This window comes from Leifsonia xyli (assembly GCA_001647635.1).
GTDB lineage: Bacteria > Actinomycetota > Actinomycetes > Actinomycetales > Microbacteriaceae > Leifsonia > Leifsonia xyli_A.
In genome coordinates this window covers 1,621,521-1,645,526 of sequence record CP014761.1, presented here as the reverse complement: position 1 = coordinate 1,645,526, position 24,006 = coordinate 1,621,521, and the positions used below count along the sequence as shown (strand labels likewise).

The 24,006-nt window shown below is 70.1% G+C and carries 24 protein-coding genes, 1 tRNA gene and 1 pseudogene; 20 read left to right on the top strand and 6 right to left on the bottom strand.

Features of this window, described 5'->3' with window-relative positions; genetic code table 11:
• Window positions 1-39 precede the first annotated feature (39 nt).
• From A0130_08110 to A0130_08045, 14 genes and pseudogenes are all read left to right on the top strand, one after another.
• Window positions 40-1,130, top strand: a pseudogene (locus A0130_08110) (tRNA(Ile)-lysidine synthetase).
• A gap of 17 nt (window positions 1,131-1,147) precedes the next feature.
• Window positions 1,148-1,699: a hypoxanthine phosphoribosyltransferase gene (locus A0130_08105; GenBank protein ANF31641.1), complete on the top strand. Its 552-nt coding sequence runs from the start codon at window positions 1,148-1,150 to the stop codon at window positions 1,697-1,699.
• A 76-nt stretch (window positions 1,700-1,775) separates the two neighbouring features.
• On the top strand, window positions 1,776-3,779 hold the full coding sequence (locus tag A0130_08100; GenBank protein ID ANF31640.1) for a cell division protein FtsH: 2,004 nt from the start codon (window positions 1,776-1,778) through the stop codon (window positions 3,777-3,779).
• A 13-nt stretch (window positions 3,780-3,792) separates the two neighbouring features.
• Window positions 3,793-4,371 carry a type I GTP cyclohydrolase I FolE gene (locus tag A0130_08095; GenBank protein ANF31639.1) on the top strand — a complete coding sequence of 193 codons (579 nt, stop codon included), beginning with the start codon at window positions 3,793-3,795 and terminating at the stop codon, window positions 4,369-4,371.
• Complete coding sequence (locus A0130_08090) at window positions 4,368-5,171, top strand: dihydropteroate synthase (protein ID ANF31638.1); 804 nt, start codon at window positions 4,368-4,370, stop codon at window positions 5,169-5,171. The genes A0130_08095 and A0130_08090 overlap by 4 nt, the downstream gene beginning before the upstream one ends.
• Window positions 5,164-5,547 carry a dihydroneopterin aldolase gene (locus A0130_08085; protein ANF31637.1) on the top strand — a complete coding sequence of 128 codons (384 nt, stop codon included), beginning with the start codon at window positions 5,164-5,166 and terminating at the stop codon, window positions 5,545-5,547. The genes A0130_08090 and A0130_08085 overlap by 8 nt, the downstream gene beginning before the upstream one ends.
• Window positions 5,544-6,098, top strand: a complete 555-nt coding sequence (locus A0130_08080) for a 2-amino-4-hydroxy-6-hydroxymethyldihydropteridine pyrophosphokinase (GenBank protein ANF31636.1) — start codon at window positions 5,544-5,546, stop codon at window positions 6,096-6,098. Before A0130_08085 ends, A0130_08080 begins: the two co-directional genes overlap by 4 nt.
• The gene (locus A0130_08075; GenBank protein ANF33351.1) at window positions 6,095-6,574 is read left to right on the top strand and encodes a hypothetical protein; all 480 of its coding nucleotides are present in this window, start codon (window positions 6,095-6,097) and stop codon (window positions 6,572-6,574) included. Before A0130_08080 ends, A0130_08075 begins: the two co-directional genes overlap by 4 nt.
• Window positions 6,558-7,043, top strand: a complete 486-nt coding sequence (locus tag A0130_08070) for a hypothetical protein (protein ANF31635.1) — start codon at window positions 6,558-6,560, stop codon at window positions 7,041-7,043. The genes A0130_08075 and A0130_08070 overlap by 17 nt, the downstream gene beginning before the upstream one ends.
• A 59-nt stretch (window positions 7,044-7,102) precedes the next feature.
• Window positions 7,103-8,725 carry a hypothetical protein gene (locus A0130_08065; GenBank protein ID ANF31634.1) on the top strand — a complete coding sequence of 541 codons (1,623 nt, stop codon included), beginning with the start codon at window positions 7,103-7,105 and terminating at the stop codon, window positions 8,723-8,725.
• On the top strand, window positions 8,725-9,582 hold the full coding sequence (locus A0130_08060) for an oxidoreductase (protein ANF31633.1): 858 nt from the start codon (window positions 8,725-8,727) through the stop codon (window positions 9,580-9,582). The genes A0130_08065 and A0130_08060 overlap by 1 nt, the downstream gene beginning before the upstream one ends.
• Before the next feature lie 36 nt (window positions 9,583-9,618).
• Window positions 9,619-10,491 carry a pantoate--beta-alanine ligase gene (locus tag A0130_08055; protein ANF31632.1) on the top strand — a complete coding sequence of 291 codons (873 nt, stop codon included), beginning with the start codon at window positions 9,619-9,621 and terminating at the stop codon, window positions 10,489-10,491.
• 42 nt (window positions 10,492-10,533) lie between these two features.
• Entirely contained in the window at window positions 10,534-12,060 is a 1,527-nt protein-coding gene (locus A0130_08050; GenBank protein ID ANF31631.1) for a lysine--tRNA ligase, read from the top strand.
• Between the two features lie 291 nt (window positions 12,061-12,351).
• The gene (locus A0130_08045; protein ANF31630.1) at window positions 12,352-13,815 is read left to right on the top strand and encodes a cardiolipin synthase A; all 1,464 of its coding nucleotides are present in this window, start codon (window positions 12,352-12,354) and stop codon (window positions 13,813-13,815) included.
• Window positions 13,816-13,833: 18 nt separating this feature from the next.
• On the opposite strand, the gene A0130_08040 is transcribed toward A0130_08045, so the two are convergent.
• From A0130_08040 to A0130_08030, 3 genes are all read right to left on the bottom strand, one after another.
• Window positions 13,834-14,247, bottom strand: coding sequence for a PIN domain-containing protein (locus tag A0130_08040; GenBank protein ID ANF31629.1), 414 nt, complete (start codon window positions 14,245-14,247; stop codon window positions 13,834-13,836).
• Window positions 14,244-14,519: a hypothetical protein gene (locus tag A0130_08035; GenBank protein ANF31628.1), complete on the bottom strand. Its 276-nt coding sequence runs from the start codon at window positions 14,517-14,519 to the stop codon at window positions 14,244-14,246. Before A0130_08035 ends, A0130_08040 begins: the two co-directional genes overlap by 4 nt.
• Before the next feature lie 143 nt (window positions 14,520-14,662).
• Entirely contained in the window at window positions 14,663-15,637 is a 975-nt protein-coding gene (locus A0130_08030) for a pirin (protein ID ANF31627.1), read from the bottom strand.
• Window positions 15,638-15,693: 56 nt separating this feature from the next.
• Here A0130_08030 and A0130_08025 point away from each other — a divergent pair, with 56 nt between their 5' ends.
• The 4 genes from A0130_08025 (at window position 15,694) to A0130_08010 (ending at window position 20,098) form a co-directional block, all read left to right on the top strand.
• Window positions 15,694-16,116 carry a hypothetical protein gene (locus tag A0130_08025; GenBank protein ID ANF31626.1) on the top strand — a complete coding sequence of 141 codons (423 nt, stop codon included), beginning with the start codon at window positions 15,694-15,696 and terminating at the stop codon, window positions 16,114-16,116.
• A 130-nt stretch (window positions 16,117-16,246) separates the two neighbouring features.
• Entirely contained in the window at window positions 16,247-18,769 is a 2,523-nt protein-coding gene (locus A0130_08020) for an NDP-hexose 4-ketoreductase (protein ANF31625.1), read from the top strand.
• 114 nt (window positions 18,770-18,883) lie between these two features.
• Window positions 18,884-19,399 (top strand): N-acetylglutamate synthase, encoded by a 516-nt coding sequence (locus A0130_08015; protein ANF31624.1) that lies wholly within the window; start codon window positions 18,884-18,886, stop codon window positions 19,397-19,399.
• Between the two features lie 63 nt (window positions 19,400-19,462).
• The gene (locus A0130_08010) at window positions 19,463-20,098 is read left to right on the top strand and encodes a hypothetical protein (GenBank protein ANF31623.1); all 636 of its coding nucleotides are present in this window, start codon (window positions 19,463-19,465) and stop codon (window positions 20,096-20,098) included.
• On the opposite strand, the gene A0130_08005 is transcribed toward A0130_08010, so the two are convergent.
• Window positions 20,085-20,462: a hypothetical protein gene (locus tag A0130_08005; protein ANF33350.1), complete on the bottom strand. Its 378-nt coding sequence runs from the start codon at window positions 20,460-20,462 to the stop codon at window positions 20,085-20,087. The genes A0130_08010 and A0130_08005 overlap by 14 nt on opposite strands.
• A 68-nt stretch (window positions 20,463-20,530) precedes the next feature.
• A complete protein-coding gene (locus A0130_08000; GenBank protein ID ANF31622.1) occupies window positions 20,531-21,892 on the bottom strand; it encodes a DNA repair protein RadA in 1,362 nt (453 codons plus the stop codon).
• Between the two features lie 139 nt (window positions 21,893-22,031).
• Here A0130_08000 and A0130_07995 point away from each other — a divergent pair, with 139 nt between their 5' ends.
• Complete coding sequence (locus tag A0130_07995; protein ANF31621.1) at window positions 22,032-22,958, top strand: hypothetical protein; 927 nt, start codon at window positions 22,032-22,034, stop codon at window positions 22,956-22,958.
• On the opposite strand, the gene A0130_07990 is transcribed toward A0130_07995, so the two are convergent.
• Window positions 22,948-23,742 (bottom strand): esterase, encoded by a 795-nt coding sequence (locus A0130_07990; GenBank protein ID ANF31620.1) that lies wholly within the window; start codon window positions 23,740-23,742, stop codon window positions 22,948-22,950. The genes A0130_07995 and A0130_07990 overlap by 11 nt on opposite strands.
• Window positions 23,743-23,830: 88 nt before the next feature.
• On the opposite strand from A0130_07990, the gene A0130_07985 reads away from it, so the two are divergent.
• Window positions 23,831-23,920 (top strand) — tRNA-Ser (locus A0130_07985).
• The last annotated feature ends 86 nt before the right edge of the window (window positions 23,921-24,006 follow it).

Sequence of the window (24,006 nt, the reverse complement as noted above, 5' to 3'; positions counted from 1 at the left end):
TGCTCCTTTGTGGTCGTGATTCCGCACTAACGTTACTAGGTGCCCCTCAACGGTTCGCCCGGTTCCCCGGGCTCCCCTGACGGCCCGCGCCGGCCCCGGCTCACGCCGCCGATCGCGGATGCGCGCCGCGCGGTCCGCACGGCGCTCGCGGCCGCCGCGTCCCTCCCGCCCGTCGACCCGCACGACGACCACGGCCCCGCCCTCCCCGCACCCCTCGGTCTGGGCGCCCTGGTGCTGGTGGGATTGAGCGGGGGAGCCGACTCGCTGGCGCTCGCCGCCGCGACGGCGTTCGTGGCCCGCGCAGCGGCTTCCGCGCCGGCGCCGTCATCGTCGACCACGGCCTGCAGCCGGGCTCCGACGCCGTCGCCGCGCGCGCCGCCGAACAGGCGACCGCGCTCGGCCTCGACCCCGTGCTCGTCAGGCGGGTCGGGGTCCCTGACGGCGGCGGCCCCGAGGGCGCGGCACGCGCCGCCCGCCACGCCGCCTTCGATCGCGCGCTCGCCGAGACCGGCGCCGAGCGCATCCTGCTCGCTCATACTCTCGACGATCAGGCCGAGACCGTCCTGCTCGGCCTCGCCCGCGGCTCCGGCCCCTCCAGCCTCCAGGGGATGCGCCCCGACACCGGCCGCCTGCTGCGTCCTTTCCTGGGTCTCCGCCGCTCCGAGACGCGCGCATTCTGCGGCGACAGCCGCCTGGAGCCGTGGGACGACCCGCACAACGACCACCCCTCTTATACGCGCGTGCGCGTGCGGAACGCCGTGCTCCCCGTCCTGGAACGCGAGCTGGGGCCCGGGGTCGCCGAGGCGCTCGCCCGCACCGCCGAGCAGCTGCGCGAGGACGACGATGCTCTCGACGGCCTCGCCCTCGAGTGGGCGCAGGAGTTGGTCGGCCAGGCGGACGACGGCGCGGTCACGCTCGACGTCCGCGGCCTCGCCGCCGACCCGGCCGCGCTGCGTCAGCGCATCATCCGCCTGGTCGTCTCGGCCGAGTTCGGGGTCTCGCTCACCCGCGCCCACACCCTCGCCGTCGCCGCCCTCATCACCGACTGGCACGGGCAGGGCCCGCTCGATCTGCCAGGCGTTAGAGTGGTCAGGCAGAACGGGCTGCTCAGTTTCCATCCCACCACCTGAAGGACAGCGCCTCCCCCATGGAACTCACGGACGTCGAGAACGACCTGACCGAGATTCTGATCACCGAGGAGCAGATCCGCTCCCGGATCGCCGAGCTGGCGCGCGACGTGGAGCGCGATTACGCCGGCAAGGACGTGCTGCTGATCGGCGTGCTGAAGGGCGCGGTCATGATCATGGCCGACCTGTCCCGCGAGCTCCGCATCCCGGTCACGATGGACTGGATGGCCGTCAGCTCGTACGGCAGCGGCACCCAGTCGAGCGGCGTGGTGCGCATCCTCAAAGACCTCGACACCGACCTCGGCGGCAAGACCGTGCTCATCGTCGAGGACATCATCGACTCCGGTCTGACGCTGTCCTGGCTGCTGTCGAACCTGCGCAGCCGCGGCCCCGAGTCGATCGAGATCTTCACCCTGCTGCGCAAGCCGGAGGCGGCGCGCGTCGAGATCGACGTGAAGTACGTCGGCTTCGACATCCCGAACCAGTTCGTGGTCGGCTACGGGCTCGACTACGACGAGCGCTACCGCACGCTTCGCGGCGTGGGGATCCTCGCGCCCGCCGTCTACAGCTGAGGCCACGGCGCCCCCAGACCGCCCAGAGCGAACACGCAGGCGGCCCACAGCGGCCAGGCGGTACTGTGGTCGCACCATGAACGTCAAGAAGATCTTCCGCGGCCCGATCCTGTACGTCGTGCTCGCGATCATCGCGGTATGGATCGGCTCGAGCCTCATCACGATGTCCGGATTCAAGAGCGTCTCCACCCAGAAGGGCCTGGAGTACCTCTCCCAGGACAAGGTGGCGAGCGCGAAGATCGTCGACGGCGAGAACCGCGTCGACCTGACGCTGAAGGAGCCGGACGGCAACCTCGGCGACCAGGTGCAGTTCTACTACGTCACGCCGCGCGGCCAGGACGTCGTGAAGGCGGTCGACGACGCCAACCTGCCCAAGGGGTACGACGACGAGGTCCCGCAGCCGAACTGGTTCGTCAACATCCTCGGTTTCCTGATCCCGGCGCTGCTGATCGGCGTCTTCTTCTGGATCATGATCTCCGGCATGCAGGGCGGCGGCAACAAGGTCATGCAGTTCGGCAAGTCGCGGGCGAAGCTCGTCACGAAGGAGACCCCGAAGGTCACCTTCGACGACGTCGCCGGCTCGGACGAGGCCATCGAGGAGCTGCAGGAGATCAAGGACTTCCTGAAGGAGCCGGCCAAGTTCCAGGCGGTCGGCGCCCGCATCCCGAAGGGTGTGCTGCTGTACGGCCCTCCCGGAACCGGCAAGACCCTGCTGGCCCGCGCAGTCGCGGGTGAGGCGGGCGTGCCGTTCTACTCGATCTCCGGTTCGGACTTCGTCGAGATGTTCGTCGGCGTCGGTGCGAGCCGTGTCCGCGACCTGTTCCAGCAGGCCAAGGAGAACTCGCCGGCCATCATCTTCATCGACGAGATCGACGCCGTCGGCCGCCACCGCGGCGCCGGCCTGGGCGGCGGTCACGACGAGCGCGAGCAGACGCTGAACCAGCTCCTCGTGGAGATGGACGGGTTCGACCCCAAGACCAACGTCATCCTGATCGCGGCGACCAACCGTCCCGACATCCTCGACCCCGCCCTGCTGCGCCCGGGCCGCTTCGATCGTCAGATCGGCGTGGATGCGCCCGACATGCTCGGCCGCAAGAAGATCCTCGAGGTGCACGGCCGCGGCAAGCCGCTGGCGGCCTCCGTCGACCTCGAAGTGCTCGCGCGCAAGACGCCGGGCTTCACCGGCGCCGACCTGGCCAACGTCCTCAACGAGGCCGCATTGCTCACCGCGCGTTCCAACGCGCAGCTGATCGACAACCGCGCGCTCGACGAGGCCGTGGACCGCGTGATCGCGGGTCCGCAGAAGCGCACCCGGGTCATGAAGGACCAGGAGAAGCTCATCACGGCTTATCACGAGGGCGGTCACGCTCTCGCCGCCGCCGCGATGCGCCACACCGACCCGGTGACGAAGATCACCATCCTCCCGCGCGGTCGCGCCCTCGGCTACACGATGGTGATGCCGCTGGAGGACAAGTACTCGGTCACCCGCAACGAGCTGCTCGACCAGCTGGCCTACGCCATGGGCGGTCGCGTCGCCGAGGAGATCGTGTTCCACGACCCGACGACCGGCGCCTCGAACGACATCGAGAAGGCGACCTCCATCGCCCGCAAGATGGTCACCGAGTACGGCATGAGCGCCGACATCGGCTCGGTCAAGCTGGGCCAGGCGAACGGTGAGATGTTCCTCGGCCGAGACATGGGTCACCAGCGCGACTACTCCGAGCGGATCGCCGAGCGCGTCGACGCCGAGGTCCGCGCCCTCATCGAGAAGGCGCACGACGAGGCGTGGGAGGTGCTCAACGAGAACCGCGCGGTCCTCGACCGTCTCGCGGCCGCGCTGCTCGAGCACGAGACCCTCGACCACAACCAGATCGCCGAGATCTTCGCCGACGTCAAGAAGCTGGACGAGCGGCCGCAGTGGCTCTCCAGCGACAAGCGCCCGATCTCCGATGTGCCGCCCATCCCGTTCCCCAAGGCCCCGATCGACGCGGGCGCTGTGGACGGCGGGGTCGACTCCGAGCCGCCGGCGGCCAAGCCGAAGCGCTCGCCCGCCATCAAGCCGCGGCCGGCCACCGCCTAGGGCCGCCGCGCGCATGGCCGGAATCGATCGTCCGCGCATCGAAGCGGCCGTCGCCGAGATCCTCGCCGCCATCGGCGAGGATCCGGCGCGTCCGGGGTTGCAGAGCACGCCGTCGCGCGTAGCGGACGCCTACGCGGAGTTCTTCGCGGGCGTCGGCCGTGACGCGGCAGGCGAGCTGGGCGACGCGATCCCGCTGGAGGACGGCCGCACCGCCGAGACGGTCCTGATGCGCGACATCGCCTTCCGGTCGGTCTGCGAGCACCACCTCCTGCCGTTCACCGGCGTCGCGCACGTCGCCTACCTGCCGGGAGACACCGTGGTCGGCCTCGGCCGCATCCCACGCGTCATCGAGACCCTCGCCGCGCGACCGCAGCTGCAGGAGCGGCTGACCGAGCAGATCGCCGACACGATCGAGCAGGGCACCGGCGCCCGTGGCGTGCTGGTGGTGCTGGATGCGTCGCAGAGCTGCGTGACCACCCGCGGCCCGCGGCAGACCGGCAGCACGACGGTCACGGTCGCCACGCGCGGCACGTATGCCGACCCCGCCGCGCGCGCCGAGCTCATGGCGCTGATCGGGCGTGGCGACGCGTGACCCTCATCATGGGCGTCCTCAACGTGACGCCGGACTCGTTCAGCGACGGCGGGCTCTGGCTCGAGCCGGAGGCGGCGATCGCGCACGGCCTCGACCTGGTCGCCCAGGGAGCGGACATGATCGACGTCGGGGGTGAGTCCACCCGGCCGGGGGCTGTGCGCGTCGAGCCGGAGGAGGAGCAGGCCCGCGTCGTCCCTGTCATCCAGGAGCTCGCGGCGCGGGGTGTGACCGTGAGCGTCGACACCCTCAACGCCTCGACCGCGCGCGCCGCCGTCGAAGCCGGTGCCGCCATCATCAACGACGTGTCGGGCGGCCTCGCCGACCCCCGGATGCCGGATGCGGTCCTCGACACGGACGCGCAGTACGTCGTCATGCACTGGCGCGGCCGGCTCGACGCCGCGGACTCGCGCGCGGTGTACGAGCACACGGTCGCCGAGGTGCGGTCGGAGCTGTCGGCGCGAGTGACCGACCTCGTCCGTCGCGGCGTCGACCCGGCCAAGCTGATCCTGGACCCCGGTCTCGGCTTCTCGAAGAACGCCCGCCACAACTGGCAGGTGCTCGCCGGGCTGCACGAGTTCGAGACGCTCGGCTACCCGGTGCTCATCGGCGCCTCGCGGAAGCGGTTCCTCGGCGCGCTGCTGCCGGAGGGCGCGCCCGCCGAGGACAGGGACGCCCCGACCGCGGTCATCTCCGCGCTGGCCGCGCAGGCGGGAGCGTGGGCGGTGCGCGTGCACGACGTGCCGTCGACGCGGATGGCTCTCGACGTGGTGCGCTCGTGGCAAGCTGGACGCGATGAATAGCATCCAGTCACGGCAGACGGACTCGATCATCCTGACCGGGTTGCGCGTGCGCGCCCATCACGGGGTCTTCGACTTCGAGCGCGAGCAGGGCCAGGAGTTCGTCGTCGACGTGACGGCCTGGCTCGACCTGTCGCAGGCGTCCGCCGGCGACGACCTCGGGGCGACCGTCCACTACGGCGAGCTGGCCGAGGAGGTCGTAGGGGCCGTCGAGCGCGACCCCGTCGACCTCATCGAGACCGTCGCCGAGCGCGTCGCCGCCACCGTACTGGCCCATGAGCCGGTGGACGCGGTCGAGGTCACCGTGCACAAGCCGCAGGCGCCCATCTCCGTGCCGTTCGGCGACGTCGCCGTGCGCATCCTGCGGAGCCGGCCGTGAACGCGGCGCCGATCGGCAAGCCGGTCCGGATGCGCGTCGGCGTCCCGGCGGTGCTCGCGTTCGGCAGCAACCTCGGGGATCGTGCGGCGACCATCCGGGCGGCGCTCGACGCCGTCCGCGGTGAGCCGGGCATCGATGTGCAGTCCGTGTCGCGCCTGTACGAGACACCGGCGCTGAAGCTCGACGGCATCGACGACGAGGCGCCTGCGTACCTCAACGCCGTCGCCGTCGTCCGGACCCTGCTGGAGCCGCTCGACCTGCTCGGTGTGGTCAACGCGATCGAGGACGGCCTGGGGCGGGTTCGCGAAGAGCGTTGGGGGGACCGCACCATCGACATCGACGTCGTCGACTACGACCGCATCGTCTCGGACGACGACCCTCGGATCGTGCTGCCGCATCCGCGCGCGCATGAGCGGGCGTTCGTGCTCGTCCCGTGGCTGGACGCGGACCCGCAGGCGTACCTCGTCGGATACGGGCCAGTCGCCGACCTCGTCGCGACGGTCGACGACCCCGTGCGCGTGTGGGCCGAGCCCGGATCGGACGCCTCGTGAAGCGCACCCGTCCCACCACGTTGATCGGGCTCGGGGTCGCCGGTCTCGTCGTCGGCTTCCTCGCGGAGCTGGCGGCCGCCAGCATGGGCGCTCCCGTCTTCATCCCGCCGCTGACGCTTCCGATCACCCTGCTGGCGGTGGCGATCATCGTGGTGGCCTTCGCCGTGCCGATCCGTCGCGCGGTGCGCGGGCGCAACGTGCGGCGCATCGACCCGTTCCAGGCGACCCGGATCGTGGTGCTGGCCAAGGCGTGCGCTCTGAGCGGGGCGCTGCTCGTCGGCGCCGGCGTCGGGATCGGCGCCTACCTCCTGACCCGGGATGTCCTCCCCGGCAACAACAGCATCCTCCTGACCGCGCTCGCGACCGTCGGCGCGGTGGTGCTGCTCGTGGCCGGGCTGCTCGCCGAGCTGTTCTGCACCCTCCCGCCCGGCGACGACGACGAGCGTACGGAGAGCGTCCATGCCCGAACGGATTGACCTCGGCGTCGGCGAGTGGCGACGTGTCTCGCCGAAGTACGTGCTGGTCGTGATCGCCAGCACGGTGATCACCGGACTGGTGCTGTCCGCCGCGAGCCTGTTCCTGTGGTTGGTCGGCGGGTGGCCGTTCGGCTGGGTGGCGCTGACCGTCGTGGTTGTGGTCACCGTGATCGCGTTGATCATCGCACCGCGCCGCGCGCGGTCGATCGGCTATCGGCTGCGTGAGGACGACCTGTTGTTCCGTCGGGGCATCATGTTCCAGCGGTTCGTGTCGGTGCCCTACGGCCGGATGCAGTTGATCGACATCAACCGCGGACCGGTCAGCCGTCTGCTCGGCCTGGCGGACCTCAAGTTCGTGACCGCGGCGGCATCGACCGGGGTGATGGTGCCCGGCCTGCCGGAGCCGGAGGCGGCCGAGCTGCGGGACCGGCTGGTGGAGCTGGCGGAGAGCAGGCGGGCGGGACTGTGAGCACGCCTCACCCGCCCGGACCCGATCCCGCGTCGACACCGCCGCCGTCGACACCGTCGGTGCGGCTGCCGGGCCCGGCGCTGTCGTCGGCGGAGCGGGCGGCCGAGCGCTACACGGATGGCGAGTGGCACCGCCTGCACCCGGCGACCCCGCTGTTGCGCGGAGGCATCGTGTTCATCGCCATCTTCGGTTTCGTGCTGTCGAATCTGCGCGAGCGGCTGATCGGCTTCTTCGTCGGGACGCCGGAGTACGGCGGGGACCCGCTGGATGCGATCTACAACCACGGCTGGGAGGGCTGGGCGCTGCTCGGCGTGGCCGTGGTGCTGCTGCTCTGCCTGGGCGCGTTCTACCTGTCGTGGCGGATGCACAGCTTCCGGATCACGGGCGACGCGGTCGAGGTGCGCAGCGGCCTGCTGTTCCGGACGCAGCGCAAGGCGCGACTGGACCGCATTCAGGGCATCAACATCGTCCGGCCTCTGTTCGCCCGACTGTTCGGCGCGGCGAAGCTGGATATCTCGGTCGCCGGCCATGATGCGAACGTTCAGTTGGCGTACCTCGGCTCGGCGCTCGCGGACGGCTTGCGCGGCGACGTGCTGCGGCTCGCGTCCGGGGTGCGCGCTGCGGAAACGGAGGCGGCCGAGTCCGCTGCGGCGACAGCCTCCCTCGACCCCAGCGCGCCTGCCGGGATGTCGCGCACCGCCGCCGTCGGGGACCTCGTGGGACGCCGGGTCAACGAACTCCTCGCGCCCGAACTCGACCCGAACGCCGCGCCGCCGGAGTCCGTGGTCAAGATCCCGCCACTGCGGCTGTTCGGCTCGTTGCTGCTCAGCGGCTTCACCGTCTTCGTGCTGGTCGTCGTCGCCTTCCTGATCTGGGGAGCCTCCACAGGATCCGCCTGGTTGCTGATCGTCGTGCTGCCGGGCCTGATCGGCTCCGCGAGCTTCTACATCCGCCGGTTCACCAAGTCACTCCGCTATTCGATCGCCGGAACGCCGGACGGCGTCCGCGTCGGTTTCGGCCTGCTGACCACCAGTAACGAGACGCTGCCGCCGGGGCGCATCCACGCGGTCGAGGTGCTGCAGCCGCTGCTGTGGCGGTCGTTCGGCTGGTGGCAGATCCGGATCGACACCGCCGGTCACTCGCGCGAGAAGGGCGCGGCGGGCCAGCCGAACACGACCATGCTGCCAGTGGGGGACGCGGCGGACGTGTCGCGCGTCCTCTCGCTGGTGCTCCCCGGCTTCGCGACCGAGCAGCACCAGTCCCTCATCGAAGCGGGCATGTCCTCGCGCGGCGACGACGACTACATCGGCAGCCCGCACCGCGCCATCTGGATCCGCCCGCTGTCGTGGCGGCGCACCGGCTTCAGGGTCGTCGACGACGCGGTCGTCCTCCGGCGCGGTTTCGTCTGGCGGAGCCTCGCCGTCGTGCCGCTCGCTCGCCTGCAGAGCCTCGAACTGCAGCAGGGACCCCTGGACGCGGCCCTCCGGCTCGCGAAAACCCGGTTCCACACGGTTTCGGGCCCGGTCCGTCCCCGGCTGGGCGCGATCGACGCCCCGACCGCCGCCCGTCTTTTCGAAGACGTCTCCGCACGAGCGGTCGCGGCCGCCGCGGCAGACCGAAGCCACCGCTGGGGCGACGGCGGCGCGCGCGATGTCCCCACCCGCCACGAGGAGGAGCGCTGATGCTGCCGTCCGCCCGTCCGCCGTCGCAACGTTCCGGCCGGCTCGGACTCGGCATCGTCGGAGCCGGGCGAGTCGGACCCGTACTGGGCTCGGCGCTCGCCGGGGCCGGCCATGCGATCGTCGGCATCTCCGCGGTGTCGGAGGCCAGCCGGGAGCGCGCACAGGCCATGCTGCCGCGCGTTCCTATCCTCGACATTCCGACCATCGTCGAGCGCAGCGAACTCGTCATCCTCGCCGTCCCCGACGCCGAGCTGCCTCAGCTCGTCGCCGGTCTGGCCGCGACGGGCACCTGGCAGCCAGGGCAGATCGTGCTGCACACTGCTCCCGGCTACGGCATCGGCGTGCTCCAGCCCGCCTCCGCCGCGGGATCCATCCCGTTGGCGGTGCACCCCGCGTTGGAGTTCACGGGGACCAGCCTCGACCTCACCCGCCTCGCGGAGAGCTACTTCGCCGTGACCGCTCCCGCTCCTGTACTCCCGATCGCGCAGGCGCTGGTCGTCGAGATGGGCGGCGAGCCCGTCGTCGTCGCGGAGGCCGATCGGCGGGCGTACGCCGAGGCGATCGCCACCGCCACCTCGTTCTCGCGCTCGATCGTGGAGCAGTCGACCGGCCTGCTGCAGGGGATCGGCGTGGAGAACCCCGGCTCCTTCCTCAGTTCGCTCATCCGATCGTCGGTCGACAATGCCCTCACCCGTGCGGGCGCGCCGACGCGGCTGGACTTGGACGAGGTGCTGGACGCCCTCGCCGACGACGGTCCCGGTGCCGGCGGTCGCGGCCCTGGTGGCCCCGGCGCCGGCGGGCCGGGCACAGGTGACCCTGGCGACGACGGGCGCGGGTGGTACCTCCGCGGCGAGTAGCCTGGTCGGGGCCGACGACCGGCCGGAGGGACGCGAATGCCTGAGATCATCACCACCATCGCCGCGCTGCGCGAGCGCATCGCCGACGCCCGGCGGTCCGCCCGGCAGGAGGGGCCGGTCGACGCGCCCACGGGCCGCGTCGTGCTCGTGCCGACAATGGGAGCCCTCCATGAGGGCCACCTGCGACTGGTGTCGAGCGCCCGCGATCTCGGCGGCTTCGTGGTGGTGTCGATCTTCGTGAACCCGTTGCAGTTCGGGCCCGGTGAGGACCTGGACCGCTATCCGCGCACACTCGACGCCGATGTGGCGGCCCTCGAGGGCTTGGCCGATGTCGTCTTCGCTCCGACCGCCGCGGAGATGTATCCCACTGGCCCGAGCGAGACCCGGGTGACCGCCGGGGAGTCGGGCACCCTCTTCGAGGGCGCCTCCCGGCCGGGCCACTTCGACGGCGTACTGACCGTGGTCAGCAAGCTCTTCCACATCGTGCAGCCGGATGTCGCCGTCTTCGGGCAGAAGGACGCCCAGCAGGTCCATGTCATCGGCCGCATGGTGGACGACCTCAATCTCCCGGTGACGATCGCCGTCATCGACACGGTCCGCGAGGAGGACGGCCTCGCGCTCTCGAGCCGCAATCGCTACCTCGGCGAGGAGGACCGGGTCGCCGCGGTCACCCTGTCGCAGGCGCTGACCGCGGCCGCCGCGGCCGCCCCAGGCGGCATCCCGGCGGCGCTGGAGGCGGCGCACGCGCGCATAGGTGGCGAGCCAGCCGTTAAGCTGGATTATCTCGCGATCGTCGAGCCGGAGTCCTTCCGGGAGGCGTCGCCGGACCATCACGGCCCCGCACTGGTGCTGATCGCCGCGCGGGTCGGAACGACCCGGCTGATCGACAACAAGCGCATCACGACGTGACCTGAGAAGCACGACCCCGCCACCCGGAACGGAAAGACAGCGATGACCGACGCGCAGACCACCGCCGACGACCTGGCACTCGACCCGACGGAAGAGGACGTCAGCGAGCAGAAGGCGGTCCGGCTGAGCAAGCGCGACCGCCTCCTGGCCGAGGCGGAGAACGCGGGTGGCGGCGCCTACCCGGTGCACGTTCCGGTCACCACGACAATTCCCGCCGTGCGCGCGAAGTGGGACCACCTCGAGCCGGACCAGGGCTCCGGCGAGGTCGTCGGCATCGCCGGCCGCGTCGTCCACCTGCGCAACACGGGCAAGCTCTGCTTCGCGGTCCTGCAGGCCGGCGACGGTTCGCGCATCCAGGTCATGGTCTCGCTCGCCGCCGTGGGCGAGGAGTCGCTCGTCGCCTGGAAGGAGCTCGTCGATCTGGGCGATCATGTCTTCGTCTCCGGCGAGGTCGTGTCGAGCCGTCGCGGTGAGCTCTCTGTGATGGCACAGGAGTGGCGCATCGCCGCCAAGGCGCTGCTGCCGCTTCCGAACCTGCACAACGAGCTCAGCGAGGAGACGCGCGTTCGCGCGCGCTACCTCGACCTCATCGCCCGCGAGCAGGCGCGCAAGACGGTCCTCGACCGCGCGGCCGCCGTGGCGAGCCTGCGTCGCACCTTCGCCGAGCGCGAGTTCGTCGAGGTGGAGACCCCCATGCTGCAGGTGATGCACGGCGGTGCCTCTGCGCGGCCGTTCGTGACGCACTCGAACGCGTTCGACACCGAGCTGTACCTGCGGATCGCGCCGGAGCTCTACCTCAAGCGCGCTGTCGTCGGCGGTATCGACCGGGTGTTCGAGATCAACCGGAACTTCCGCAACGAGGGCGCCGACTCGACGCACTCGCCCGAGTTCGCGATGCTCGAGGCCTACCAGGCCTACGGCGACTACAACTCGATCGCCGACCTGACGCAGACGCTCATCCAGGACGCAGCTCTCTCCATCTCGGGTTCGCACGTCGTGACGTGGGCCGACGGCACCGAGTACGACCTCGGCGGCGAATGGGACCGCATCCGGATGTACGACAGCCTGTCGGCGGCCATCGGCGAGGAGATCACCCCGGAGACCCCGATCGAGCGCCTGCGCGAGCTGGCGGCCGACGCCGGCATCGAGATCGAGCACCCACTGGCGGGCAAGTACGTCGAGGAACTGTGGGAACACTACGTCAAGACCGACCTCGTGCGCCCGACCTTCGTCATGGACTTCCCCGTCGACACGAGCCCGCTCGTCCGCGCCCACCGTTCGCGCGACGGCGTCGTGGAGAAGTGGGACCTGTACACGCGCGGTTTCGAGCTCGCGACCGGCTACTCCGAGCTGGTCGACCCCGTCGTCCAGCGCGAGCGGTTCGTCGAGCAGGCCAAGCTCGCGGCGGCCGGCGACAACGAGGCCATGCGACTCGACGAGGAGTTCCTGCGTGCGCTGGAGTTCGGCATGCCGCCGACCGGAGGCATGGGCATGGGCATCGACCGCCTGCTGATGGCGCTCACCGGCCTGGGCATCCGCGAGACCATCCTCTTCCCGCTGGTCAAGTAGCTCCCAGCGGGCGCGGGTTAGCATGGAGGCGTTATGAACGACGTCATCGGCGGAATCGTCTGGGCACTCGCACCGACCGTGCTGGTCGGGCTGCTGTTCTGGGCGATCATGCGCGCGATCGTGCGGGCTGACCGCAATGAGCGCAAGGCGTATTCGCGCCTGGAGGCCGAAGAGCGGGCTCGGCGAGGGCTCGCCCCCAAGCCCTAACCGGCCCACGGCCGCACATTCCGCTACCGTAACTCCGGAGGGCGTGCACGCGACCCTTGTGGTTTCGGAGGGATCTGCGCGCGGATGGAGACGGGCTTCTGGCTCACGGTCGGCTTCTGGCTGGCGCTGTTCGTCGACTTCGTGATCCGCGTGCTGGCGATCATCATCGTCCCGCGCAACCGCAAGCCGACGTCGGCGACTGCGTGGCTTCTCGCGATCTTCCTCATCCCGTACATCGGCATCCTGTTCTTCCTGCTCATCGGCAGCTACAAGCTCCCGAAGGGCCGGCGCAAGAAGCAGGACGAGATCAACCGGTTCATCATCGACAGCACCGAGGGCATCGAGCGGGTGCGCCGCGATCACCCGTGGCCGCCGTGGCTGGAGGGTGTCGTCGAGCTCAATCGCAAGCTCGGCGCCATGCCGCTCGTGGGCGGCAACCGCGCCTCGCTGAACGGCGACTACCAGGGCTCGCTCGACGCGATGGCCGCGGAGATCGCCAAGGCGCGTCGCTACGTGCACGTCGAGTTCTACATCCTCACCCTGGACAAGACGACGGCGCCGCTGTTCGACGAGCTCGAGGCCGCGGTGAAGCGCGGGGTGATCGTGCGCGTCCTGCTCGACCACATCGCGTCGCTGCGCACCCCCGACTACAAGGCGACCCTCAAACGGCTCACCGCCATGGGCGCCAAGTGGCAGCTGATGCTGCCCGTGCAGCCGCTGAAGGGCAAGTACCAGCGGCCCGACCTGCGGAACCACCGCAAGCTGCTCATCGTCGACGGCCGTGTGGCCTTCATGGGCTCCCAGAACATCATCGATCGCAGCTACAACAAGAAGTCGAACATCCGGCGCGGGCTCAAGTGGAAGGAGCTGATCGTCCGGCTCGAGGGCCCGATCGTCGCCGGTCTGAACGCCATCTTCATCACCGACTGGTACAGCGAGACCGACGAGCTGTTGCGTCGCGAGACCGAGCCCATCACGGACGAGATCGACGACAACGAGCTCGACGCCCAGGTCGTGCCGTCCGGGCCCGGGTTCGCCGGCGAGAACAACCTGCGACTCTTCCTGGCGCTGCTGTACTACGCCCAGGAGCGCATCGTCATCACGTCGCCGTACTTCGTGCCGGACGAGTCGATGCTGATGGCCATCACCTCGGCCGTGCAGCGGGGGATCAAAGTCGACCTGTTCGTCTCGGAGATCGGCGACCAGGCGCTCGTCTACCACGCGCAGCGGTCGTATTACGAGGCGCTGCTGCGGGCGGGCGTTCGCATCTGGATGTACAAGGCCCCCTACATCCTTCATGCCAAGCACTTCACGATCGACGACGACGTCGCGGTCATCGGTTCGAGCAACATGGACATGCGCTCCTTCCAGCTCAACATGGAGGTCTCCTTGATGGTGCGCGGACGCTCCTTCGTCGAGGAGATGCGCAGGGTCGAAGACGGCTACCGCAAGGACAGCCGCGAGCTGACGCTCGAGGAGTGGATGAAGCAGCCGCTGCGCTCCACCGTGCTCGACAATCTCGCGCGGCTGACCTCCGCCCTGCAGTGAGTGCGGGGCGTCGCCCGCTCAGGCGGCTGTCAGCTCCTCGAGCAGCCGGACGTCGCAGACGCCGCGAGCGCCGCGAGCGAGCCTCCTGTCCGCGGTGATGAGCGGTAGGCCGAGGTCGGCGGCAAGGGCGACGTACATGCCGTCGTAGGCGGTCATGCGATCTCGCAACCGCCACGCCTCCCAGGTCAACGGGGCGTGCTCGAAACGCGTGAGATCGAGCCGATGGTATTCGGCCAGCAACTGTTCGAACCGTTCGCCGAGTTCGGGATTCCGACGGGAGAGTCCCCTCACGGCGTTCACGAACTCCGCGTCGACGAGATGGGGCGCAGCGAGCATGCATCCCGAGAGTTCCGGGTTGTCCCAGATCGCTGCGAGCCCACCTTGGGACATCAACTCGACGAGCGCGCTGCAGTCGATCACCGCGGCGATCACCGGCCCTTCCTCCCTTCGTGGATCGCGCGGATGATCTCGTCGGTGGTGATGTCAAAGCGCGGGAGCGGCTCTGCGGATTGTGCGGCGGCGACGCGCGCATCGTGTGCTGCCTTCGCCTCGCTCCACCGGTCTTCGATCCGCAGCTTCTCAGCCATCCGGGTGAGCTCCCGCCGGAGGAACTCCGAATACGACAGCCCCTTGTCTGCGGCAGCTCGTTTGAGGCGGTCGTCGACAGCTGGGTCCAGGTCTCTTACTTGCACGGTGACTCCCATGGCTCGAGGATAGATGAATGCTGCATGCAGATGCAATGGATCTGCATGCATACGGAAATCCTGGCATCCGGAAACAGGAGCGAAGCAGCGCAGAGGAAATCTGTAGAGAACCGGCGTGACAGCCGACCTGTGGACGGACGACGTCAGCCGCGCGGGCGCAACCGCACCGTCGGCAGCTCCGGCGCGGGCAGCGGCGACCCTTCGTACCCCTCGACGGTACCGAACCTCCCGTCCGCGTCGTCGCCGGCGATCACGTCGCCCTGCCAGTCGGCGCGGAAGGCGACGATCTCGTCGTGACTGCGCCCGATGAAGTTCCACCACATGACGATCTGCTCGCCGAGCGGCTCGCCGCCGAGCAGCACGACCCGGGCGTCCGACGACGCGTGCAGCGTCAGCACGCCGCGGCCGGGCGCGAGATACGCCAGGTGCCACAGCGGCACCTCCACGTCGTCCACGATCACCTCGCCGGTGTCGACCAGGACGCCGTGCTCGAACGACTCCTCGACCGGCACCTCGATCGTCGCCCCTGCCGGGACCACGATCTCCGCTCCGAGGAGAGGCGAGAACACGGTCGCGGAGGTTCCGCTCCCGGCCAGGGAGCCGACGAACGTCCGAACGGTCGCCGCGCCGAGAGGCGCAGCGACCGGCGCGTGATGCTCGAAGAAGGGCGCGATATCCCGCGAGACCGACGGCAGCGCGACCCACAGCTGCACGCCGTGCAGCCGCTCGGTGCCGGGCGTCGACACCTCGGAGTGGCTGATCCCGTGCCCCGCGGTCATGAGGTTGAGCTCGCCGGGCCGCACGAGCGCATGGCTTCCGACGCTGTCGCGGTGGTCGATCTCGCCCTCGAAGAGCCAGCTGACGGTCTGCAGACCGGTGTGCGGATGCGGCGGCACGCGCATCCCGCCCGAGGACGACACGTCGTCCGGGCCGTAGTGGTCGACGAAGCACCAGCCGCCGATCAGGGAGCGGCGACGCTGAGGGAGCGTACGGCGGACGGTCATCGCGCGCGGGCCGCCGAGCGGCACATCGCGCGGTTCGAGGATCTCGACCCGCGCGTCCTCGAGCACGGCGGTGTCCGCCACGACTTCCGCCGGGTCGCGCTCCAGGTTGCTCATAGCGGCATCCTAGGCGTCCTGCGCCGATCCACAGCGGGCCTTCCTAGAATGGTCACGTGCACCGGACCGCCGCCCGCCTCCTCCCCGCCATCGCAGCGGTCGTGGCCGCCGCATCGCTCGCCGGATGCACCGGCTCCCCGAACCGCCCAGTCGATGACTACTCGGGCGAGCCGAAGGGCGTGCAGCCGCCCGCGAGCAGCGCGGGAGGCGCCTCCTGGGCCGTGTGGCTCGAGGACGGCGACCAGCTCGCCATCGTGCTCTACGGCAGCTCGACCTGCCCGCCGAAGGTGCAGAACGTGACCGCCACCAGCAGCACGCAGATCACGGCGACGCTCGCGCCGGCTCCCGGCGGGATCTGCACCCGCGACTTCGTGCCGCACACCACGGTCTTCGGCACCCCGGATCGCATCACCAAGACCGGCGAAGTGAAGGTCGTCTTCCCCGACACGACGCTCACGCTGCCCGCCCGCCAGGGCTGATCCCGGGCGATCCGCCCAGCCCGCGCAACCGCGTCACGCCCACGGCGAACAGGGCCACGAAGGCGGGGGAGCGGTGGTTACTCTCTTTGTATCGACGCCGAACCTGCCCGGTGTCGTACGAGGAGTAGACATGTTCGAGAGATTCACCGACCGCGCCCGTCGCGTTGTCGTCCTGGCCCAGGAAGAGGCCAAGATGCTCAACCACAACTACATCGGCACCGAGCACATCCTGCTCGGCCTGATCCACGAGGGTGAGGGCGTCGCCGCCAAGGCGCTCGAGTCGCTCGGCATCTCGCTCGACGCCGTGCGCGAGCAGGTGCAGGACATCATCGGCCAGGGTCAGCAGCAGCCGACCGGCCACATCCCGTTCACCCCGCGCGCCAAGAAGGTGCTCGAGCTGAGCCTCCGCGAGGCGCTGCAGCTCGGCCACAACTACATCGGAACCGAGCACATCCTGCTCGGCCTCATCCGCGAGGGCGAGGGCGTCGCCGCCCAGGTCCTCGTGAAGCTGGGCGCCGACCTCAACCGCGTCCGCCAGCAGGTCATCCAGCTCCTCTCGGGATACCAGGGCAAGGAGCAGGTTCAGGTCGGCGGCAACGATCAGCAGACCGCGCAGGCCGGTAGCCAGATCCTCGACCAGTTCGGCCGCAACCTCACCCAGGCCGCGCGCGACAACAAGCTCGACCCGGTGATCGGACGCGAGAAGGAGATCGAGCGCGTCATGCAGATCCTGTCGCGCCGCTCCAAGAACAACCCGGTGCTGATCGGTGAGCCCGGCGTCGGCAAGACAGCCGTCGTCGAGGGTCTCGCGCAGGCGATCGTGCGCGGCGACGTCCCCGAGACGCTGAAGGACAAGCAGCTCTACACGCTCGACCTCGGCTCCCTCATCGCCGGCTCCCGCTACCGCGGTGACTTCGAGGAGCGCCTGAAGAAGGTCACCAAGGAGATCCGCACCCGCGGTGACATCATCACCTTCATCGACGAGATCCACACCCTGGTCGGCGCGGGCGCCGCCGAGGGCGCGATCGACGCGGCCAGCATCCTCAAGCCGCTGCTTGCCCGCGGTGAGCTGCAGACGATCGGCGCGACCACGCTCGACGAGTACCGCAAGCACTTCGAGAAGGATGCGGCCCTCGAGCGTCGCTTCCAGCCCATCCAGGTGGCCGAGCCGTCGCTGCCCCACGCGATCAACATCCTCAAGGGGCTGCGCGACCGCTACGAAGCGCACCACAAGGTGTCCATCACCGACGGCGCGATCGTCGCGGCGGCCAACCTGGCCGACCGCTACATCCAGGACCGCTTCCTCCCGGACAAGGCCATCGACCTGATCGATGAGGCCGGCGCCCGCCTGCGTCTGTCGATCCTGTCCGCTCCGCCGGAGCTGCGCGAGTTCGACGACAAGATCGCGGCTGTGCGCTCCCAGAAGGAGGCGGCGATCGAGGACCAGGACTTCGAGAAGGCCGCCAGCCTGCGCGACGAGGAGAAGAACCTCCTCGGCGAGCGTCTCCGACTCGAGAAGCAGTGGCGCTCGGGCGACGTGAAGACGACGGCCGAGGTCGATGAGGGCCTCATCGCCGAGGTGCTGGCCCAGGCGACCGGCATCCCCGTGTTCAAGCTCACGGAGGAGGAGTCGGCTCGGCTCGTCTACATGGAGAAGGCGCTGCACGAGCGCGTCATCGGCCAGGAGGAGGCCATCGCGGCCCTCTCCAAGACGATCCGCCGCACCCGTGCCGGCCTGAAGGACCCGAAGCGTCCCTCCGGCTCGTTCATCTTCGCCGGCCCCACCGGTGTCGGTAAGACCGAGCTGGCCAAGGCGCTCGCCGAGTTCCTGTTCGACGACGAGTCGGCGATGATCTCGCTCGACATGTCGGAGTACGGCGAGAAGCACACCGTCTCCCGACTGTTCGGCGCCCCTCCCGGGTTCGTCGGCTTCGAGGAGGGCGGCCAGCTGACCGAGAAGGTCCGCCGCAAGCCGTTCAGCGTCGTGCTGTTCGACGAGATCGAGAAGGCGCACCCCGACATCTTCAACTCGCTGCTCCAGATCCTGGAGGAGGGACGTCTCACGGATGGCCAGGGCCGCGTCGTCGACTTCAAGAACACCGTGATCATCATGACCACCAACCTCGGTACGAAGGACATCTCCGGCGGCCCCGTCGGGTTCCAGATCGAGGGCGACCCGCAGACCGGCTACGACCGGATGCGCGGCAAGGTCTACGAGGAGCTGAAGAAGAACTTCAAGCCCGAGTTCCTGAACCGCGTCGACGAGATCATCGTCTTCCCGCAGCTGGACAAGAGCGAGCTCCTGCAGATCGTCGACCTGTTCATCAAGCGCCTGTCGACGCGCCTGCTCGACCGCGACATGACCATCGAGCTGACCGTCCCGGCGAAGGAGCGGCTGATCGAGGTCGGGTTCGACCCGACGCTCGGCGCCCGCCCGCTGCGCCGCGCGGTCCAGCACGAGATCGAGGACCGGCTGAGCGAGCGGATCCTGCACGGCGAGCTGAACGCGGGCGACCACGTCCACGTCGACTTCGCCGACAACGACTTCGTGTTCACGACGACGGCCCGCAAGGAGCCGATCGGCGCCGGCATCAACTCGACTGCCGCGATCGGCACCGGGCCTGCGACCCCGGACCTCGCCGCGAACGACTGAGTTCGTCCCAACGGAACGGCCGGCGCCCACCACGGGCGCCGGCCGTTCCGCGTTCCCCGCGCTGATCACGCAGCCCTGAGCCGGGGGGGCGCGCCGACTCGGTAGGGTTGACGGGTGAGCGACAGCGGTCCAGGATTCAGCATCCGGCGCGCGCGGACGGGTGACGTCCCGCGCATCCAGCAACTGGTCGAGCCTCTGGTCCAGCGACGCATCCTGCTCGGCAAGGAGACGGTCACGTTCTACGAGGCCGTGCAGGAGTTCCGGGTGGCGGAGGATGCCGACGGCGAGCTCATCGGCTGCGGTGCGCTGCACGTGATGTGGAGCGACCTGGGCGAGGTCCGCACGCTCGCCGTCTCGGACGACTGGCTCGGCAAGGGAGTCGGCCACGCGCTGCTCGCCCGATTGGAGACGGATGCGCGCGAGCTGGGGCTGAACCGCCTGTTCTGCCTCACCTTCGAGGTGGGCTTCTTCGGCCGTAACGGGTTCGAGGACATGGGCGCTGAGACCGTCGACCCGCAGCTGTACGCCGAGCTCGTGCGCTCGCACGACGAGGGCGTCGCCGAGTTCCTCGACCTCGCGCGCGTGAAGCCGAACACCCTCGGCAACACGCGGATGCTCAAGCGTCTCTGAGTGCCGCCTGACCGCCGGGCGCGCCTGTCCGGCGCCCGACCGCCCGCTGGCTATCATGCGGGCATGTCGACGTTCAAGAACCCGGTCGGCCCCCAGCCGAGCAGCGTCTATTGGCGTCGCCGGCTCATCGTCCTCCTCGGCGTCATCGCCGTCGTGGTCGTCGTCGTCCTGATCGTCGTGCGTCCGGGCTCCGCAGGCGGCGAGCCCGCGAAGAAGCAGCCGGCGCCCGCGGCGACGAACACCCCGGCCGCCGGTTCGACGAGCATCCCGACCAGCAGCGCGTCGGCGGACGGACAGCCCTGCAAGCCCGCGGACGTGCGGGTCGCGGCGGTCACCGACAAGGACCAGTACGCCTCGGGCGAGCTGCCGCAGCTCTCGGTCGCGCTGACGAACACCGGGTCCGCCGCGTGCACCATCGACGCAGGCACGGCGCAGCAGGTGTTCACGATCACCAGCGGCTCGGAGGTCTACTGGAAGTCGACGGACTGCCAGAGCGACAAGGTGGATGCGGAGGTGCTCCTGCAGCCCGGCAAGACCATCTCGTCCCAGGCGCCGATCACGTGGGACCGGACCCGGTCCGACCCGTCGACCTGTCAGGCGAAGCGCGAACAGGTGCCGGCGGCGGGGGCGTCATATCACCTGGAGACGAGCGTCTCGGGAGTGAAGAGCTCCGAGACGAAGCAGTTCATCCTGAAGTGACCGCGGTGACGCCCTCGCCGCTGCCGCCGTCGGCGCGCGTGTAGGCGCCCACGATCTCGCGCACCTCGACGCCGGCGCCGTGGCGGATGGCCGGGTTCTGCCGGGCGAGCGAGAGGGCCGCTTCGAGGTCCGGCGCTTCGACGACGCCGATCCCGGCGATGAGCTCCTTTGTCTCGGTGTACGGGCCGTCGATCTCGCCGCTGCCCCGGATCGACCTGGCGGCCGCCGGCTCGCTCAGGGCGTAGGCAGCCGTGAGAGCTCCCGCCTCGATGAGGTCGTCGGAGTGCTTCTGGTGTTCGGCGAGCTCGGCGTCGTCGTGCTCGGCCGTCGGGTCGGAGTAGATGAAGATCGCGTACTGCGGCATGGTCGGTTCTCCCGTCTTCGGAGTGTTCTCACGCGTGCGTCGAACGGCGGCCGCCGCGATCGACATCGTCAGAAGGCCGCGTCGAGCTCCCGCTCCCGTTCCGTCGAAGCCGCGCTGAACGCCAGTCGGAGGGCCTCGCGGATGGACGCGCTGCGGTCGTCCACCCGGGTCGCGAAGCCGAGGCGAGCCGCCTCCGACGTGCGCTGCTTGCCGCTGACCACCGGGCGGATCTCGCCGGCCAGACTGATCTCGCCGAACGCTGCGAGGGTGTGCGGGATGGCCCGGTCGGTCGCGGCGGACGCGATGGCCAGCGCGATCGCCAGATCGGCTCCCGGTTCGGTGAGCCGCACGCCGCCCACGGTCGAGACGTAGACGTCTTTGTCGCCGAGCTTGATGCCCGCCCGGCGCTCGAGCACCGCCAGCAGCATCGCGACGCGGGACGCATCCACCCCGTTGGTGACGCGGCGCGGGTTCGGCGCCGTCGTGCCGACGACGAGCGCCTGCACCTCGACCGGCAGCGGCCGGCGGCCCTCCATGGCGACTGTCACGCACGTGCCGGACACCGGCGTCGTGGTGCGGCTGAGGAACAGCCCGCTCGGGTCGGGCACCTCGGCGATGCCGTCGCCGGCCATCTCGAAGCAGCCGACCTCGTCCGTCGGTCCGAATCGGTTCTTCAGCGCCCGGACGAACCGCAGCGCGGTCTGCCGGTCGCCCTCGAACTGGCAGACCACGTCGACCAGGTGCTCGAGCAGCCGGGGGCCTGCGATGGAGCCGTCCTTGGTGACGTGGCCGACGATCAGCACAGGGAGGTCGCGCTCCTTGGCCACCCGGATGAGCGTGCTGGCGACCTCGCGCACCTGGCTCGGGCCGCCCGCGATGCCCTCTGCCGAGCTGCTGGACACGGTCTGCACCGAGTCGACGATGACGAGCGACGGCTGCACCGCGTCGATCTGCGCGATGATGGTCGCGAGGTCGGTCTCGGACGCGAGGTAGAGCTCGTCGTGGACCGCCCCCGTGCGCTCGGCGCGCATCCTCACCTGGCTCACCGACTCCTCGGCACTGACGTAGAGAACGCGGTTGCGGGCGTGTGCTGCCCGGGACGCCACCTCGAGCAGCAGCGTCGACTTGCCGACCCCGGGCTCGCCGCTCAGCAGGATGGCCGCGCCCGGCACGATCCCGCCCCCGAGCACGCGGTCGAACTCGCCGATGCCGCTCGGACGCCGTGGCACCCGATCCGCCTCGATGTCGGTGATCGCCCGCGCCTCGCGCCCCGCCGCGATCGTCACCGGCTTGAGCGCACGGAGCACGCCGGTCGGCTGAGCCGCTTCTTCGACCGTGCCCCACGCCTCGCAGTTGGAGCAGCGCCCCACCCACTTGGCCGTGCTCCAGCCGCACTCGGAGCAGCGGTAGGTGACAGACGCTTTGGGCACAGAACCTCCTGGATCGTGCTCCACCCTACGGCGAGCCACCGTCATCCCAGGAAGGATCGCGGCGACCTGTGGACATCGGGCCGGCACCCAGCGATGTGACCACTTCTGCCCGGCTCCTCCCGAGAGCACAATGGGCCGCATGGCCGATCGCATGTTCACTCTCCGTACTGGCCGGAAGGTCGGCATCACCGCCCTCGGCGACCCGGATGCCGAACGCATCGTGATCCTCTGCCACGCCGCCCCGGGGTCCTCGATCTTCGATCCCGACCCGGACGCCTCCAGTGAGCGCAACGCCCACATCGTCGGCCTCGACCGCCCGGGCTACGGCTCGAGCGACCCGTGGCCCGTCGGGAGCTGGCCGAGCATCGTGCAGGCCGCGGACGACATCGCCGAGTACCTGCGCTCGGTCGTCGTCGCCGAGTCGGTCATCGGGGTGAGCCGCCCCCGCACCGTCGGCGTCGCCGGCTGGTCCGCGGGCGGACGGGTCGCGCTCGCCGTCGCCGCGCGCCATCCGCAGCTGGTCGATCGGGTCGCCATCGTCGGCACGCCCGCTCCGAACGAGGCGGTGCCGTGGATCGCCCCTGCGCAGCAGGAGCTCTCCGACCAGCTCGCCGCCATGTCCCCGGCGGAGGCGATGGCGAAGCTCAGTGAGATGCTCCAGCCCCAGGCGGACGCCGTCGCCGCCGCCGACGAGCCGGCCGACGTGCCGCTCGACATGCTCCGCATCGGCGCGGCAGACGCACAGGCGCTGGGCGGTCCCGGGGTGCGCGACCGGCTCGGGATGATGCTGAAGGACGCGTTCCGTCAGGGCACCGGGGGAGTAGCAGGCGACATCCTCAGCTACACCGCGCGTCCCTGGGGTTTCGACCTGGGCGACGTCGCGGCCAAGACGCTCATCCTCGCGGGCCAGGCCGACCCACTGGCGGGGCATGCGCACGCCGCCTGGTACAAGAACGCACTGCCGGACGCGCGGATGGAGATGGTCCCTGGCGCGGGCCACCTGGCCGTCGTACCGATGTGGGGACGCATCCTCTCGCACCTGGCGCCGGCGACCGTCAGGCGCTGAGCGCCTCCTCCTGCTCCGCCGCCTCACCGGTGCGCGGGTACAGCGCGCGCGCCCGCGTCGTGACCGCCGGGAGGAAGGCCGACGCCCACACGCGGTAGCCGTGGTCGTTGGGGTGGAAGAGGTCCTCGGCGAATTGCGTGAAGGCGCCGCGCAGCCCCTCCCGGCGCATCGTCTCGTGCAGCGGGGCGACGGTCAGGCCGCGCGAGGCTGCCTCCTCGTGGAGGATGCGGTTGCCCTCGGCGACCTTCCGTTCGTTCCACGGCAGGTAGAAGTAGGGGAGGTCGGCAACGATGGTGTGGTCGGGAACGGCGGCGAACACCTTCCGCATCCCCTCCCGGAAGCGCGCGGGGTCGAACGCGGCGATGTCGTTGGCGCCGATGGACACTGTCACGATGTCGGGCTGCAGGCTCGCGAACCGCGGGAGCTGATCGGCCACCGCCAGTGCTACAGTCGCGCCCGAGACGGACAGGTTGACGGTGCGGACCGTGCGGCCAGTCACCGCCCGGAGGTGGTCGGCGATGACGCCGACGTAGCTGTTCCTGGGCGCGGAGGCGCCGATGCCCTGCGCGGCGCTGTCCCCGATGGCGACGTACAGCAGCTCGCCCGGATCCTTCGCCGCATCCCGCCACCACTTCGAATGCACGGGCAGCAGCTCGTTGAGCCGGACCCGGCCCTCCGCGACCGACGCCCGCTTGGCCTGGACGCGCTGCCACCCGACGGCGGCCAGGGCGGCGGTGACGCCCACGCTCGCGACGGTGACGATCAGGCGGCGGAGAGCTCTCATGGACGGAACAGTAACCCCCGACCAGCGACGCGGAAAGCCGGGGCCGCCCGATTGGAGTCGTCCGACGGAATCGCGTACGATAGTCCGCGGTACCGTGTCCGAGCGGCCGAAGGTGCAACTCTCGAAAAGTTGTGTGGGTGAAAGCCCACCGTGGGTTCAAATCCCACCGGTACCGCCATTGCGAAGGCCCTGACTCCCGCGTAAACACTGGGAAGTCGGGGCCTTTCGCATGCGGGTCAGACCGCGTAGCCCCCCATTTGCCCC